16 protein-coding genes and 1 pseudogene are annotated in these 15320 nt (G+C 70.8%); 16 read left to right on the forward strand and 1 reads right to left on the reverse strand.

Features of this window, described 5'->3' with window-relative positions; translation table 11 throughout:
• Positions 1–93 precede the first annotated feature (93 nt).
• Complete coding sequence (locus ABT014_RS11230) at positions 94–705, forward strand: hypothetical protein (RefSeq protein ID WP_350638432.1); 612 nt, start codon at positions 94–96, stop codon at positions 703–705.
• A gap of 34 nt (positions 706–739) precedes the next feature.
• On the opposite strand, the gene ABT014_RS11235 is transcribed toward ABT014_RS11230, so the two are convergent.
• Entirely contained in the window at positions 740–1027 is a 288-nt protein-coding gene (locus ABT014_RS11235) for a ferredoxin (protein WP_350638433.1), read from the reverse strand.
• A 287-nt stretch (positions 1028–1314) separates the two neighbouring features.
• Here ABT014_RS11235 and arc point away from each other — a divergent pair, with 287 nt between their 5' ends.
• The 15 genes and pseudogenes from arc (at position 1315) to tatC (ending at position 15248) form a co-directional block, all read left to right on the forward strand.
• A complete protein-coding gene (gene arc / locus ABT014_RS11240; RefSeq protein WP_350638434.1) occupies positions 1315–3081 on the forward strand; it encodes a proteasome ATPase in 1767 nt (588 codons plus the stop codon).
• Positions 3082–3277: 196 nt separating this feature from the next.
• Positions 3278–4789, forward strand: coding sequence for a depupylase/deamidase Dop (gene dop / locus ABT014_RS11245; protein WP_350638435.1), 1512 nt, complete (start codon positions 3278–3280; stop codon positions 4787–4789).
• Positions 4790–4948: 159 nt separating this feature from the next.
• On the forward strand, positions 4949–5164 hold the full coding sequence (locus ABT014_RS11250; RefSeq protein ID WP_350638436.1) for a ubiquitin-like protein Pup: 216 nt from the start codon (positions 4949–4951) through the stop codon (positions 5162–5164).
• 158 nt (positions 5165–5322) lie between these two features.
• A pseudogene (locus tag ABT014_RS11255) lies at positions 5323–5445 on the forward strand (endonuclease VII domain-containing protein); the annotation flags it as partial.
• Entirely contained in the window at positions 5397–6239 is an 843-nt protein-coding gene (gene prcB, locus ABT014_RS11260) for a proteasome subunit beta (RefSeq protein WP_350638437.1), read from the forward strand. The pseudogene ABT014_RS11255 and the gene prcB, both read left to right, overlap by 49 nt.
• Before the next feature lie 36 nt (positions 6240–6275).
• Positions 6276–7094 carry a proteasome subunit alpha gene (prcA, locus tag ABT014_RS11265; RefSeq protein WP_350638438.1) on the forward strand — a complete coding sequence of 273 codons (819 nt, stop codon included), beginning with the start codon at positions 6276–6278 and terminating at the stop codon, positions 7092–7094.
• 145 nt (positions 7095–7239) lie between these two features.
• Positions 7240–8601, forward strand: coding sequence for a Pup--protein ligase (gene pafA / locus ABT014_RS11270; RefSeq protein ID WP_350638439.1), 1362 nt, complete (start codon positions 7240–7242; stop codon positions 8599–8601).
• A 105-nt stretch (positions 8602–8706) separates the two neighbouring features.
• Positions 8707–9693 (forward strand): FKBP-type peptidyl-prolyl cis-trans isomerase, encoded by a 987-nt coding sequence (locus tag ABT014_RS11275; RefSeq protein ID WP_350638440.1) that lies wholly within the window; start codon positions 8707–8709, stop codon positions 9691–9693.
• Positions 9694–9809: 116 nt separating this feature from the next.
• On the forward strand, positions 9810–11093 hold the full coding sequence (locus ABT014_RS11280) for an FKBP-type peptidyl-prolyl cis-trans isomerase (protein WP_350638441.1): 1284 nt from the start codon (positions 9810–9812) through the stop codon (positions 11091–11093).
• A 152-nt stretch (positions 11094–11245) separates the two neighbouring features.
• Positions 11246–11617, forward strand: a complete 372-nt coding sequence (locus ABT014_RS11285) for an FKBP-type peptidyl-prolyl cis-trans isomerase (RefSeq protein ID WP_350638442.1) — start codon at positions 11246–11248, stop codon at positions 11615–11617.
• Between the two features lie 147 nt (positions 11618–11764).
• A complete protein-coding gene (locus ABT014_RS11290; RefSeq protein ID WP_350638443.1) occupies positions 11765–12736 on the forward strand; it encodes a helix-turn-helix transcriptional regulator in 972 nt (323 codons plus the stop codon).
• A 4-nt stretch (positions 12737–12740) separates the two neighbouring features.
• Entirely contained in the window at positions 12741–13697 is a 957-nt protein-coding gene (locus ABT014_RS11295; protein ID WP_350638444.1) for a helix-turn-helix transcriptional regulator, read from the forward strand.
• 6 nt (positions 13698–13703) lie between these two features.
• Positions 13704–13934 (forward strand): hypothetical protein, encoded by a 231-nt coding sequence (locus tag ABT014_RS11300; protein WP_350638445.1) that lies wholly within the window; start codon positions 13704–13706, stop codon positions 13932–13934.
• A gap of 10 nt (positions 13935–13944) precedes the next feature.
• Positions 13945–14115, forward strand: a complete 171-nt coding sequence (locus ABT014_RS11305) for a hypothetical protein (protein WP_350638446.1) — start codon at positions 13945–13947, stop codon at positions 14113–14115.
• Between the two features lie 197 nt (positions 14116–14312).
• Complete coding sequence (tatC, locus tag ABT014_RS11310) at positions 14313–15248, forward strand: twin-arginine translocase subunit TatC (protein ID WP_350638447.1); 936 nt, start codon at positions 14313–14315, stop codon at positions 15246–15248.
• Positions 15249–15320: the final 72 nt, after the last annotated feature.

Here is a 15320-nt window from a genome sequence, read left to right on the forward strand (position 1 = left end):
GTGCGGACACCGCCGTCCGGGTGTGGGACGATGCTCGCTCACAGCACCCACCGTGCCGCTCAGGGGCACCGTACCGGTGGAGGGGACTGCCTGGTGGAAGCAGCGGTCGAGACGGCGCAGGCGATGACGACGAGCGGTGCGGGGGGCATACCCGCCCACGCCCGCCCCGGACTGCGGCACTGGGCCCTGGTGGCCGCCGGCTGCCTCGCCGTGGTCGGCGGTGCACTCGCCGCCACCCCCGCCACCGGGACCGTCACCGCCCGGCCGGTCACCGGCCCGGCCGCTACGACCCCGGCCGCCGCCGCACCCGATCCGGCCAGGGCCGAACTCCCGCTGGACTGCGGCCCGTTCCCGGTCGCCCTGGGCGCCGGCTTCCCGGCCGACCTGGGCGACCACCGCCCGGTCACCGTGGTGGCCGCACACTGCGCCGCCGACAACGGCACCCCGCCCGACGGCATCTGGCTGCTCGGCCCGGCCGGTCAGGACGGCCGCCCGGTGGTGCTGGAGACCCTGCTGAGCCCGGACGAGAACCTCACCGTCACCCGGCTCGCCCCGGCCGGCGGCTACGTCACCGCGCACGTCCAGGGCTACTCGGACGACGAGGTGCCGCGCTGCTGCCCGGACGTCGCCAAGGACCTGAACTGGGTCCGCAAGGACGGCCGCTGGACCCGTAGCGAGACCACCCCCTCGGCGGCGCAGGTCTGAGCCCGCGCGCCGGGGCAGCCGCCGTGCGGCGCCGTTACGGCGCGTCCGGCCCGTACACCTCGATGCGGTCGGTCACCCGGCGCACGTGGATGCAGTCGCCGGGGCACTCCTTGGCGGAGTCCACCACGTCCTGAAGCAGCGTCAGCGGCACCGGCGCGCTCTCGCCGGGCTGCTGGCGCAGCTCGTCGTCCGGCCCCTTCACGTAGGCGAGGCCGTCGATGTCCAGCTCGAAGACCTCGGGCGCGTATTGCACGCAGATGCCGTCACCCGTGCACAGGTCCTGGTCGATCCACACTTCGAGCTCGTCACCGGTCGCCGACATGTCCCCTGCCGTTTCTGCTCCGGGTTGCCCCGATTTCGTAGGCAATCCCGCCATTCGTACAACGATCGCACCGCTTTCCACGGTCACGATCAGGTATTGACCCGATCGACGATACATCTGGTCCGCTTCGAATCGTCGGCCGGTGGGCATCTCCTCTACCAGAGGGGAAGCACGCAGGGCGAAGATCGGACACGCCCACTCCATCTTTCTTGATCTAGGGGTTTACGGACCCCTGGTCCCAGGTAGGGTCTGGAAGCGTCCAGCTCCCCCAGGAGGAGGTGAGGACCGTGGCCGCCCACGATGACGACTACAACCGCAGCGCCGGCCGGCCTGCTCGTGGTTCAGACGAGGCCGCACAGGTCTCGTACCTTGAGCAGGAAATCGCCGTGCTGCGCCGCAAGCTGGCCGAATCGCCGCGCAACTCAAGAGTGCTCGAGGAGCGCATCGTCGAGCTCCAGACCAACCTGGCCGGGGTCTCCGCCCAGAACGAACGGCTCGCCTCCACCCTCCGAGAGGCCCGCGACCAGATCGTGGCCCTCAAGGAGGAGGTGGACCGGCTCGCCCAGCCCCCGGCGGGCTTCGGCGTCTTCCTCGAACGGAACGAGGACGACACCGTCGACATCTTCACCGGCGGGCGCAAGCTCCGGGTGAACATCAGCCCCAGCGTCGACCTGGACGCGCTGCGCCGCGGTCAGGAGGTGATGCTCAACGAGGCGCTCAACGTCGTCGAGGCGATGGCCTTCGAGAGCATCGGCGACATCGTCACCCTCAAGGAGGTCCTCGAGGACGGCGAGCGGGCCCTGGTCACCGGCCACACCGACGAGGAGCGGGTGGTCCGGCTCGCCGAGCCGCTGCGCGGGATCAAGCTCCGCCCGGGCGAGGCGCTGCTGCTGGAGCCCCGCTCCGGCTACGTGTACGAGGTGGTGCCGAAGTCCGAGGTCGAGGAGCTGGTCCTCGAGGAGGTCCCGGACATCGACTACCGGCAGATCGGCGGCCTGGGCAACCAGATCGAGCAGATCCGCGACGCGGTCGAGCTGCCGTACCTGCACGCCGAGCTGTTCAAGGAGTACGAGCTGCGCCCGCCCAAGGGAGTGCTGCTCTACGGCCCGCCCGGCTGCGGGAAGACGCTGATCGCCAAGGCGGTGGCCAACTCGCTGGCCAAGAAGGTCGCCGAGGTGACCGGCCGGCCGCAGGGCAAGAGCTACTTCCTCAACATCAAGGGCCCGGAGCTGCTCAACAAGTACGTCGGCGAGACCGAGCGGCAGATCCGCCTGGTCTTCCAGCGGGCCCGGGAGAAGGCCAGCGAGGGCACGCCCGTCATCGTCTTCTTCGACGAGATGGAGTCGCTCTTCCGCACCCGTGGGTCGGGCGTCAGCTCGGACGTGGAGAACACCATCGTCCCGCAGCTGCTCGCCGAGATCGACGGCGTGGAGGGCCTGGAGAACGTCATCGTCATCGGCGCCTCCAACCGCGAGGACATGATCGACCCGGCGATCCTGCGGCCCGGCCGCCTGGACGTCAAGATCAAGATCGAGCGGCCGGACGCCGAGGCGGCGAAGGACATCTTCTCCAAGTACCTCAAGGAGTCGCTGCCCTTCCACCCGGACGACGTCAAGGAGCACGACGGCTCGCTGCCGGCCACGGTGGCCGCGATGATCCAGTCCGTGGTCGAGCGGATGTACTCGGAGACCGAGGACAACCGCTTCCTGGAGGTCACCTACGCCAACGGTGACAAGGAGGTCCTGTACTTCAAGGACTTCAACTCCGGCGCCATGATCCAGAACATCGTGGACCGGGCCAAGAAGATGGCGATCAAGGACTTCCTCGACCACGGCCAGCGGGGTCTGCGCGTCTCCCACCTGCTCGCCGCCTGCGTCGACGAGTTCAAGGAGAACGAGGACCTGCCCAACACCACCAACCCGGACGACTGGGCCAGGATCTCCGGCAAGAAGGGCGAGCGGATCGTCTTCATCCGCACGCTGGTCACCGGCAAGCAGGGCGCCGAGTCCGGCCGCTCCATCGACACTGTCGCCAACACGGGGCAGTACCTCTAAGCGGCGGTCACCCTCCGTCCGGCTGCGGCGCCTGCGGGCCCCGCGGCCGGACGGCGTGTCTCGGGGGCCGGCCGCAGGGGGCCGGTCCAAGCTCGACCTGTCGCCGGTCACGGGCCGGCGGCGGTGAACACAGGTGAACACAGCGGTACGTCAGTACCCGGCCCGGCGGGGCGGGGTACCGGGCAAGGAGGGCCGCATGACCGTACGGCGCGTGATGGGGATCGAGACCGAGTACGGAATCTCCGTGCCCGGCCACCCGAACGCCAACGCCATGCTCACCTCGTCCCAGATCGTCAACGCCTACGCGGCGGCGATGCACCGGGCCCGCCGGGCCCGCTGGGACTTCGAGGAGGAGAATCCGCTGCGCGACGCCCGGGGCTTCGACCTCGCGCGGGAGGTGGCGGACGCCAGCCAGCTCACCGACGAGGACATCGGCCTCGCGAACGTCATCCTGACCAACGGTGCCCGGTTCTACGTGGACCACGCCCACCCCGAGTACAGCTCGCCCGAGGTCACCAACCCGCGCGACGCCGTGCTGTGGGACAAGGCCGGTGAGCGGATCATGGCCGAGGCGGCGGCCCGCGCCCTGGAGCTGCCGAACGGGCAGCCGATCCACCTCTACAAGAACAACACCGACAACAAGGGCGCCTCCTACGGCACCCACGAGAACTACCTGATGCAGCGGGCGACACCGTTCGCCGACATCGTCCGGCACCTGACCCCGTTCTTCGTCTCCCGCCAGGTGGTCACCGGCGCCGGCCGGGTCGGGCTCGGGCAGGACGGCTCCGCCAACGGGTTCCAGATCAGCCAGCGGGCGGACTACTTCGAGGTCGAGGTCGGCCTGGAGACCACCCTCAAGCGCCCGATCATCAACACCCGGGACGAGCCGCACGCCGACGCCGAGAAGTACCGCCGGCTGCACGTGATCATCGGCGACGCCAACCTGTCGGAGATCTCCACCTACCTCAAGCTGGGCACCACCGCGCTGGTGCTCTCGATGATCGAGGACGGCTTCATCGCCGTCGACCTCGCCGTCGACCAGCCGGTCCGCACCCTGCACCGGGTCTCCCACGACCCCGGTCTGGAGTACCTGATCACGCTGCGCAGCGGCCGCAAGCTGACCGCGGTCCAGCTCCAGATGGAGTACTGCGAGCTGGCCCGCAAGTACGTCGAGGACCGGTTCGGCCAGGACGCGGACGACCAGACGCTGGACGTGCTGGCGCGCTGGGAGGACGTGCTCGGGCGGCTGGAGCGCGATCCGATGAGCCTGTCCCGGCAGCTCGACTGGATCGCCAAGAAGGAGCTGCTGGAGGGCTACCGCCAGCGCGACTCGCTCGGCTGGGAGGCCCCGCGGCTGCACCTGGTCGACCTGCAGTACAGCGACGTGCGGCCCGACAAGGGCCTCTACAACCGGCTGGAGGCGCGCGGCCGGTTCGACCGGCTGGTGACCGAGGAGGAGGTCCGCCGGGCCGTCCTCAAGCCGCCGGAGGACACCCGGGCGTACTTCCGGGGCCGCTGTCTGGAGCAGTACGCCGAGCACGTCGCGGCGGCCTCCTGGGACTCGGTGATCTTCGACCTGCCCGGCCGGGACTCGCTCCAGCGGGTGCCGACCATGGAGCCGCTGCGCGGCACCCGGAACCACGTCAAGGAGCTGCTGGACCGCTGCCGCACGGCGGAGGACCTGCTCCGGGTGCTGGCCGGCGGGTAACTTTTCGATCACCACGGGTGAACGGCGCCCGGATGGGAATCATCCGGGGGAGAGCCGGGCGTTGAACGTAAGTGGGGGCGAGATCCGCACCCTGTGGATAGGGTCTGACTCAAGCAGACCGAGCCGTGCCGGACCGATCGAGCGAGCGGGGTGAGGGAAATGGCTAAGGACAACGACGGCGGCCAGCAGCGGGCGAACCGCTCCTCCGAGGAGGTCGAGGAGCAGGCCGCGGAGGCGCAGGGCTCCGAAGACCTCAAGGAGCGCCAGGAAAAGCTCAGTGACGACGTGGACGCCGTCCTGGACGAAATCGACGAGGTCCTGGAGTCGAACGCGGAGGACTTCGTCCGCGGATTCGTGCAAAAGGGCGGAGAGTAGTTTCCCCCGGGTCCTGGAAAACCGTAGTCAATTCGGGGCGGGCAGCGCTGCAGGCGCCAATCGCGTCTGCGGCGCTGCGTGCTGTCCGGGCCGCCCCGGCCCGGCGCCACGCCGCCCCGGCCCAGCCCGCGAGGGGCCCGCAAGCACACCGGTCCGGACATGTGGATCACGGCCGCGAAGCGGGTAAGGTCCGGGGCATCAGCTGCAATGATCGTCCACTGGAAGGAAACGTGTGGAAGCCAACACTGGTGGCACCGGGCGTCTACCGGCTGCCTTCCTGACCCCGGGGTCCTCGTCGTTCATGGACTTCCTGGCCCAGCACTCGCCGTCCATGCTGCCCGGCCACCGCACCCTCCCCGAGGGTCTGACGATCGAGGCGCCGCACGGCACCACCATCGTCTCGGCGGTGTTCGACGGCGGCGTGGTGATCGCCGGTGACCGCCGGGCCACCATGGGCAACGTGATCGCCCAGCGCGACATCGAGAAGGTCTTCCCGGCCGACGAGTACAGTGCGGTCGGCATCGCCGGCACCGCCGGCCTCGCGGTCGAGATGGTCCGGCTGTTCCAGCTGGAGCTGGAGCACTACGAGAAGATCGAGGGCGCCGTCCTCTCGCTGGAGGGCAAGGCCAACCGGCTCACCACGATGATCCGGTCCAACCTGCCGATGGCCATGCAGGGCCTCGCGGTGGTGCCGGTCTTCGCCGGCTACGACCTCGACCTCGGCCGAGGCCGGATCTTCACCTACGACGTCACCGGCGGCCGCTCCGAGGAGCGCGGCTTCGCCGCGACCGGTTCGGGCTCGGTCTTCGCCCGCGGCGCGATGAAGAAGCTGTACCGGGCCGGCCTGACCGGCGATCAGGCCGCCACGCTGGCGGTGCAGGCGCTCTACGACGCCGCCGACGACGACTCGGCCACCGGTGGCCCGGACGTCGCCCGCGGGATCTACCCGATCGTCTCGGTGATCACCGAGGACGGCTTCCGCCGGCTGTCCGACGAGGAGGTGGGCGCGATCGCGGTCTCCATCACCGCCGGCCGCCGCGAGCACCCCAACGGCCCGCAGGCCCCGCTCCTCTAGTCCGCGCACTCCTCACCCGGAAGGGACGGTCCACCGGTGTCCACACCGTTCTACGTCTCGCCTCAGCAGGCCATGGCGGACCGCGCGGAGTACGCCCGCAAGGGCATCGCCCGCGGGCGCAGCGTGGTCGTGCTCACCTACACCGACGGCATCCTGTTCGTCGCCGAGAACACCTCCCGTGCGCTGCACAAGGTGTCGGAGATCTACGACAAGATCGCGTTCGCCGCGGTCGGCCGGTACAACGAGTTCGAGAACCTGCGGATCGGCGGCGTGCGCTACGCCGACCTGCGCGGGTACTCCTACGACCGGGCCGACGTGACCGCGCGCGGGCTGGCCAACGTGTACGCCCAGACGCTCGGCACCATCTTCTCCTCGGTCGGCGAGAAGCCGTACGAGGTGGAGCTGATCGTGGCCGAGGTCGGCCGCACCGACGACGACGACCAGATCTACCGGCTGACCCCGGACGGCTCGGTGGTCGACGAGAAGAACTCCGTGGTGGTCGGCGGCAACGCCGACTCCATCGGCAACTACCTGGGGCAGCGCCACCGGGCCGGGATGAGCCTGGTGGAGGCGCTGCGGGTGGCCGTGGACGCGCTCGCCCGCGACCCCAACGGCGGCAGCCCGCGGGTGCTCACCCCGGAGCAGCTGGAGGTGGCGGTGCTGGACCGCCAGCGCCCCCAGCAGCGCAAGTTCAAGCGGGTCCTGGGCGGGCAGCTGGCCCGGCTGCTGAGCGGCGACGAGACGGCCGCGGACGACGCCGCACCGGAGGCCGCACCGGAGGCCGCCGACGGCCCGTCCGACGGCGCCGCCGGGGCGGCCACGGGCGAGGACGGCACGGAGCCCGCCGGGGAGTGACCCGGCGGGGTGGATCCCGCACGGCGCGCGCATTCCGCGCCGTGCGGGATTCCGTTGCGCCTGCGGGGATTTGGCGGTTCGCCGTGATCGGATTGGCATCGTCGCTATGGGTTTCGAAAGGCCCTCGGAAGAGAAAAGATGCCTCATGGACCGCCGAATTTTCGGGCTGGAGAACGAGTACGGTGTCACGTGTACGTTTCGGGGACAACGGCGTCTGTCTCCGGACGAGGTGGCCAGGTACCTCTTCCGCCGCGTAGTTTCCTGGGGCCGCAGCAGCAATGTCTTCCTGCGCAACGGTGCACGCCTGTATCTGGACGTGGGCTCGCACCCCGAGTACGCCACCCCCGAGTGCGACGACGTCACCGAGCTGGTGACGCACGACAAGGCCGGCGAACGGATCCTCGAAGGCCTGCTCGTGGACGCCGAGCGCCGGCTGCACGAGGAGGGCATCGCCGGTGACGTCTACCTCTTCAAGAACAACACCGACTCGGCCGGCAACTCGTACGGCTGCCACGAGAACTACCTGGTGGCCCGGCACGGCGAGTTCTCCCGGCTGGCCGACGTCCTGATCCCGTTCCTGGTGACCCGCCAGCTGATCTGCGGGGCGGGCAAGGTGCTGCAGACCCCGCGGGGCGCGGTGTTCTGCGTCAGCCAGCGCGCCGAGCACATCTGGGAGGGCGTCAGCTCGGCGACCACCCGGTCCCGGCCGATCATCAACACCCGGGACGAACCGCACGCCGACGCCGAGCGGTACCGCCGGCTGCACGTGATCGTCGGCGACTCCAACATGTCGGAGACCACCACCCTGCTCAAGGTGGGCGCCACCGACCTGGTGCTGCGCCTGATCGAGGCCGGCGTGGTGATGCGCGACCTCACCCTGGAGAACCCGATCCGGGCGATCCGCGAGGTCAGCCACGACCTCACCGGCACCCACCAGGTGCGGCTGGCCAACGGCCGGGAGGCCAGCGCGCTGGACATCCAGGAGGAGTACTTCACCAAGGCGCTCGAGTTCGCCGACCGCAAGGGCCTGAACACCGGCACCATCGCCCGGGTGCTCGAGCTGTGGGGCCGCACCCTGGAGGCGGTCCGCACCGAGGACCTGGCCCGGGTCGGCAACGAGATCGACTGGATCATGAAGTACAAGCTGATCGAGCGGTACCGCGAGAAGCACCAGATGACCATGTCCAACCCGCGGGTCGCCCAGATCGACCTGGCGTACCACGACATCCACCGCCGGCGCGGACTGTTCTACCTGCTCCAGAACAAGGGGCAGGCCACCCGGGTGACCACCGACCTGAAGACCTTCGAGGCCAAGTCGGTGCCCCCGCAGACCACCCGGGCCCGGCTGCGCGGCGACTTCATCCGCCGGGCGCAGGAGCAGCGCCGGGACTTCACCGTCGACTGGGTGCACCTGAAGCTGAACGACCAGGCGCAGCGGACGGTGCTCTGCAAGGACCCGTTCCGTTCGGTGGACGAGCGGGTGGAGAAGCTGATCGCCGGCATGTGACCGGTGGGCCGGGGTGGTGATCGGACCAATTGTCCGATCACCACCCCTTTGTCTTGCCCTTGTGTCTCCGACATCCCGGACGAATCGGGCCATACGCTGAGCCGCATGCGCAGATTCGCCGCTCTTCTGGTTGTGCCCCTCGCCGTGCTGCTGGCCGCGTGCAGCAGCGGATCCGGGTCCTCGGGGGGCGGCTCGCCCACCACGACCGCGCCCTCGCCGGTGGAGGTGCCGAGCCCGGTCGCCTCGGCCGACCCGATGCCGACCGTGAGCGGCAGCTTCGGCAGCAAGGCCACCATCACGCTGCCGGACGCCAAGCCCAGCGGCCAGTTCGTGGTGAGCACCGTCTCGGAGGGCAACGGGGCGACGGTGGCCAAGAACGACTGGGTCACGGTGAACTACACCGCCAAGGACTGGACCACCGGCAAGGACCTGCCCAGCTCCTACGACCAGGGCAGCAAGCCGCAGCTCTACCAGGCCGGCAGCGGGGGGCTGGTGCCCGCCTTCGACCAGAGCGTGGTGGGCCAGAAGGTGGGCAGCCGGGTGCTGGTGGTGGCCCCGCCGGCGGCGGCCTTCGGCAGCCAGGGCAACAGCGCGCTCGAGATCGGCAAGGACGACACCGTGGTCTTCGTGCTGGACATCGTGCAGGACGTCCCGCCGGACGCCACGATCACCGGCACGATCTCCGAGCCGCCGGCGAACATGCCGCAGGTGACCGACAACGGGAAGGCCGCGCCCACCATCACCGTGCCCTCGGGCCAGGCACCGCCCACCGACCTGCAGACCTTCGTCCTGGTCAAGGGCGACGGCAAGGAGGTCACCTCCGGGCAGACCCTGCTGGTCCAGTACACCGGGGTCACCTGGGCGGACGGCAAGCAGTTCGACTCCTCCTGGAGCCATGGCGGTGCGCAGGCGCTCCAGGTCGGCACCGGCAGCCTGATCAAGGGCTGGGACCAGGCCCTGGTCGGCCAGACCGTCGGCAGCCGGGTGATGCTGGTGGTGCCGCCGGCGCTGGGCTACGGCGACAAGGCCAGCGGCTCCATCCCGGCCAACTCGACGCTGGTCTTCGTGATCGACATTCTCGAAGCGGTCTGATCCCATGGGGGCGGACGGGCGTTCGCGAACCTGAACGCCCGTCCTCATGGTGACCTGACATACTGCTGCCCTTCCGCAGTTGGTACCTGTCGTCGGGCGAGATGAATTGGGGAGTCATGACTGAGAAAGCGTCGGGCCCGGGCGAGGCCGGGACCGCGAACGGCGCGGTCGGCCCAGGCCCGGCATCGCCCGACCGCGAGTCGATCGTCGTGCCGCCGGCGATCCTGGCCCAGCAGGCCGGCTGGGGCCAGGCCCCGGCCGCCCCGGCCGGGTCCGCGGATGACGAGCAGCCGCAGGTCTTCGCCTCCACCAAGCGCAAGCAGGAGGTGTCCGAGGCGGGCTACAACGAGAACCCGCCCGGGGTCGGCAAGCTGGGTGTGATCCTCGGCACGGTGCTCGCCCTGCTGCTGGTCGGCAGCGGCATCACGCTGTACGTGGCCTACAAGCCGGACTCGAAGAGCTCCGCCGCCAAGGCCGACGCCGCGCCCACCGCGGAGCCGTCGCCCACCGAGGCCCCGGTGCCGCCGATCAAGGACACCGCCAAGGTGCTCCCGACGGTCACCGGCGACTTCGGCACCAAGGCCACCATCACGCTGCCCAAGGAGGCGGCGGACGGCACTTTCGTGGTCAAGGAGCTGACCCCGGGCACCGGCCCGAAGGTGGACAAGAACAACTGGGTCACCGCCGACTTCACCGCGATGAACTGGACCACCGGCAAGGAGATCCAGGGCTCGTACGAGGGCGGCAAGCCGCAGCTGTTCCAGGCCGACGGGGGCCAGCTGATCCCCGCCCTGGACGCCGCCGTGACCGGCCACAAGGTCGGCAGCCGGCTGCTGGTGGTGGCCCCGCCGGCCGCGGCCTTCCGTGACCAGGGCAGCCAGGGCATGGGCGTCGGCCCGACCGACAACCTGGTCTTCGTGATCGACATCCGCAACGCCAACGCGCAGGACGCCGTGCTGAGCGGCGACGTCACGCCCCCGCCGTCCGACTTCCCGAAGGTCAAGGACAACGGCAAGAAGGCCGCCGAGATCATCCCGGTGCCGGGCGCGGCCGACCCGACCGAGCTGAAGAGCGCGGTGCTGATCCAGGGCAAGGGCCGCAAGGTCGAGTCCGGTGAGGGCGTCCTCGTCCAGTACACGGGCGCGCTCTACAAGGACGGCAAGAAGTTCGACTCCTCGCTCGACCGGGGCCAGGCCTTCAGCTTCGTGACCGGTGGCGGCAGCGTCATCGAGGGCTGGGACAAGGGCATCGTCGGGCAGAACATCGGCAGCCGCGTCGAGCTGGTGATCCCGGCCTCGCTGGCCTACAAGGACCAGGCCAAGGACACCATCCCGGCCAACTCGACCCTGGTCTTCGTGGTCGACATCCTGGACGCCGGTATCGGCGGCGGCAGCGGCTGAGACACAATGTCCGGGTGATCGGCCGCGGGGCAACTCGCGGCCGGGCCTGACTTCGACGGGCGGCAGCCGGTCGTACCGTGGTTCCGAAAGGACCTCGGCGCGGGCGGCTGCCGCCGCGTCATGTCTCTATCAGCGAACGAGAAGAGTCTGTTGTGAGCATCAGCAAGCCGGAGATCGACTTCCCGGGCGGCGAGCCGCCGAAGGAGCTGCAGATCCGCGACATCGTGGTCGGCGACGGCGCGGAGGCCAAGGCCGGCGCGATGGTCGAGGTCCACTACGTCGGCGTCACCTTCGAGTCCGGCGAGGAGTTCGACGCCTCCTGGAACCGCGGGCAGACCTTCCGCTTCCCGCTCGGTGGCGGCCGCGTCATCAAGGGCTGGGACCAGGGCGTCCAGGGCATGAAGGTCGGCGGCCGCCGCGAGCTGGTCATCCCGGCCCACCTGGCCTACGGCAACCAGTCGCCCAGCCCGCTCATCCCGGCCGGTTCGACCCTGATCTTCGTGGTCGACCTGCTCGGCGTCTGAGCCCCGCCCGCAGGGGCCGCCACCCGCTCCGGCGGGGGCGGCCCCTGCGGCGTATCCGGACTCGGCTTTTGCGCAGCGTGCCCGTACCGGTACGGTCAGGTCCGCCGGATCAAGAATGTCCCGCCGAGACTCCCAGGAAGGTCCGCGATGGCGATCGCCAAGGCAGAGCGGCTGATGAACCTTGCGCTGTGCCTGATGAACACCAGACGCCCGCTCTCCAAGAAGGAGCTCCGGGAGTCCGTCGAGGCCTACCGCGAGGCCTGGCAGCAGGGCAGCGAGGACGCCTTCAACCGGATGTTCGAGCGCGACAAGGACGACCTGCGCGAGCTCGGCCTGATCATCGACGTGGACGAGAACGCCCTGGACGGCGAGATCGGCTACCTGGCCCGCCGTGACCGCAACCGGCTGCCGGAGATCGCCCTGGACGCCGAGGAGGCCGCCGCGCTCAGCCTGGCCGCCCGGGTCTGGCAGCAGGCCAAGATGTCCGGTGCGGCCAGCGGCGCGCTGCAGAAGCTGCGCGCGGCCGGCGTGCCGTTCGCCGAGGAGGCCGAGCACAGCGCGCTGGAGCCGCGGATCCCGGCCCGCGAGGCCGCGTTCGAGCCGCTGCTCACCGCCGCCCGCGACCGCCGCCCGGTCGGATTCGAGTACCGCAAGGCCGGCTCCGCCGTGCCCGAGCAGCGCGCCGTCGAGCCGTGGGCACTGGAGTGCTGGCGCGGCCACTGGTACCTGGCCGGCTACGACCGGGACCGGCAGGACGCCCGGGTCTTCCGGCTCAGCCGGATCACCGGCAAGGTCCGCTCCCGCTCCGGCGCCTTCACCGGCGCGGTGCCCGAGCACGTGGACGTCCGGGCGTACGTCGCCCGGTTCGCCGGCGAGGGCGCCACCAGCACGGCCACCGTCCGGCTGCGCCGCGGCGCCGCCTTCCCGCTGCGCACCAAGGCGCTGGCCAGCGTCCGGGTCGACGAGCAGTGGGACGAGCTGGAGATCCCGTACGGCTACGGGCTGGGCGCCGACCTGGCCGAGTTCGGGCCGGACGTCGTGGTGCTGGGCCCGGACGACCTGCGGGCCGACGTCATCGACCGGCTGCGCGCGGTGGCCGGCCTCGCCGAGGGGGAGTAAGGCCATGAGCAACGCGATCGACCAGACCCGGCGGATGCTCTCCCTGGTCACCTATCTGCGCGAGCGCCCGGGCGCCGAGGTGGCCGAGGTCGCCCGCGCCTTCGGCATCACCGAGCGCGAGCTGATCGGCGACCTGAACGTGCTGCCGATGTGCGGCACCAGCTTCCGCGGCGGCGACCTGCTCGACATCGACACCGACGGCGAGCGGATCTGGTGGCACAACGTCGACGACGTGGCCCAGCCGCTGCGGCTGGCCGCCGACGAGGCGACCGCGCTGCTGGTCGCCGCCCGCGCGGTGGCCGGGCTGCCGGGGCTGCGCGAGCGCGACCGGCAGGCACTGACCCGCGCCGTCGCCAAGCTGGAGGACGCGGCCGGCGAGAGCGCCGAGTCCAGCACCCGGGTCGGCGTCACCTTCGAGGCCGAGGGCCAGGTGTTCGCCGACATCGACCGGGCGCTCAGCGAGGGCCGGCGGATCTGGCTGCGCTACTGGTCGCACGGGCGCGGCGGGATGACCGAGCGCGAGGTCGACCCGATCCGGCTGGTCACCGAGGGCCACACCTACCTCGAGGGCTGGTGCCGGGTCTCCGAGGACCGGCGGACCTTCCGGCTGGACCGGATGGCTGAGATCAAGGTGCTGGACGAGGCCGCCGACGCCCCCCGGCTGCAGCCGCGCGACCTGTCGGCCGGCCTGGTCAACCCGGCCGCCGACGACCCCGAGGTGGTGGTCGAGGTCGGCCCCGGCGGGCGCTGGGTCGCCGAGTACTACACCCACGACTCGGCCGAGGAACTGCCCGACGGCGGGCTGCGGATCACCCTGCGCAGCGCCGACCCCTCCGGGCTGCGCCCGCTCGCGCTGCGGCTGGGCCGGGACGGCCGGATCGTCTCCCCGGCCGAGCCGGCCGAGCAGGCCAGGGCCGCCGCACTGGCCGCGCTGGACGCCTACCGGGACGGGCAGGTCTGAGCCGGAGTGGGGGAGGGCACCAGATTCAAGGTCTACTGCTCGCAGTGCCGGGAGAAGGTGGAGCTGCCGGTCACCGAGTTCCGGCTGGCCCTGGGGGCCACCGCGGAGCGGACCTTCTACAGCTTCACCTGCCCGGAGTGCGGCGCGTCGGTGCGCAAGACCGCGGGGGAGAAGATCGTCGCCGCGCTGAGCGCGGCCGGGGTACGGACCATGCGGCTGCTGCCGGTGGACGGATAGGGTCGGCGCCATGGAGTGGATCGTCATCGCGGCCGTACTGACGGCCACCGCGGGCCTGCTCGTGCTCGGCGTGCTCGCCTGCCGGCTCTGGCTGGGGGTGCGGGCGCTGGCCGAGCAGGTCGACACCGCCTCCCGGGCGCTGGCCGAGGCGGCCGGAGCTCTCGCCGGACAGCGGCGCTAGCGGGTTACCCTCTAGGGCAGGCCCCTGCTGTGCGGGAGGGGCCGTCCGCCCCGGCCACCGGGCGGTTGCCGGGCCGACATCGGCAGCGGCTACCATCGCCCGCAGCAGGGCAGTACCCGGATGGGCTGAGCTGACGGACGCTCAGTACGGGGGCCCGCCGCCCGGCGGGTTTCGTCGCACGAGTTCGAGGACCGGGGTTGAGCAAGTCTTCCAAAGCACCCAAGGATCCCGAGGGCCGGATGGCCCTGGCGGATCACCTGCGCGAGCTGCGCAGCCGGCTGGTGAAGTCGGTCCTGGCGATCCTGCTGTTCACGATCATCGCCGCGTACTTCAACAAGCCGCTGATCGACTTCCTGACGGCGCCGCTGCCGCACTGCGGCGCGGACGGCAAGCCGCTGCCGGGTGACACCAACTGCGCCGACGTGGTCAACATCGGCCTGCTGACCCCGTTCACGCTGGTACTGAAGGTCAGCCTCACGGCCGGACTGGTGGCGGCCACCCCGGTGTGGCTGTACCAGCTGTGGAAGTTCGTCTCGCCGGGCCTGCACAAGCACGAGCGCCGGTACTCGCTGACCTTCCTCGGCGCCGGCACCCCGCTGTTCCTGGCGGGCGCGGCCTTCGCGTACCTGGTCATGCCGCTGACCGCGCAGATGCTGATCTCCTTCACGGCCGACCACGTCTCCAACATCCTGCCGGTCGAGGACTACCTCGACGTGGTGACCCGGATGGTGGTGGTGTTCGGCCTGGGGTTCGAGTTCCCGCTGTTCCTGGTGATGCTGAACGTGATCGGTGTGCTCACCGGCAAGCGGCTGCTCGGCTGGTGGCGGGCGATGGTGATGGCGATCACCGTGTTCGCGGCCTTCGCCACCCCGAGCGCCGACCCGCTGACCATGCTGGCGCTGGCCGCACCGATGTGGGGCCTGTACTTCCTGGCCGTCGGCATCTCGGTGCTGAACGACCGCCGCCGGCTGCGCCGCAACCCGGACGCCGGGCTGGACGACGACGAGGCCTCCTCGGTGGACCTCTCGGTGGACGAGGTGGACGGCGCCGAGTCGGTGGCGGCCTCGGCCGCGCCCGCCGCCCCGGCCCCGGTGCCGGCGGCCCGGCACGAGCAGATGGACGACATCACCTGATCGAGTCCGCCCCGCGCGTACCGAGGCCCCGTTCCGCCCTGTGGCGGGCGGGGCCTTCGCCGTACCCGTAGT

It is taken from the genome of Kitasatospora sp. NPDC094015 (assembly GCF_040304075.1).
Taxonomy (GTDB): Bacteria; Actinomycetota; Actinomycetes; order Streptomycetales; family Streptomycetaceae; genus Kitasatospora.

Coding starts and splice junctions, on each gene's coding strand:
- ABT014_RS11275 (WP_350638440.1), top strand. CDS start 8,707: ATGCGCAGATTCGCCGCTCTTCTGGTTGTGCCCCTCGCCGTGCTGCTG.
- ABT014_RS11250 (WP_350638436.1), top strand. CDS start 4,949: ATGGCTAAGGACAACGACGGCGGCCAGCAGCGGGCGAACCGCTCCTCC.
- ABT014_RS11295 (WP_350638444.1), top strand. CDS start 12,741: ATGAGCAACGCGATCGACCAGACCCGGCGGATGCTCTCCCTGGTCACC.
- ABT014_RS11305 (WP_350638446.1), top strand. CDS start 13,945: ATGGAGTGGATCGTCATCGCGGCCGTACTGACGGCCACCGCGGGCCTG.
- pafA (WP_350638439.1), top strand. CDS start 7,240: ATGGACCGCCGAATTTTCGGGCTGGAGAACGAGTACGGTGTCACGTGT.
- ABT014_RS11280 (WP_350638441.1), top strand. CDS start 9,810: ATGACTGAGAAAGCGTCGGGCCCGGGCGAGGCCGGGACCGCGAACGGC.
- dop (WP_350638435.1), top strand. CDS start 3,278: ATGACCGTACGGCGCGTGATGGGGATCGAGACCGAGTACGGAATCTCC.
- ABT014_RS11290 (WP_350638443.1), top strand. CDS start 11,765: ATGGCGATCGCCAAGGCAGAGCGGCTGATGAACCTTGCGCTGTGCCTG.
- ABT014_RS11235 (WP_350638433.1), bottom strand. CDS start 1,027: ATGTCGGCGACCGGTGACGAGCTCGAAGTGTGGATCGACCAGGACCTG.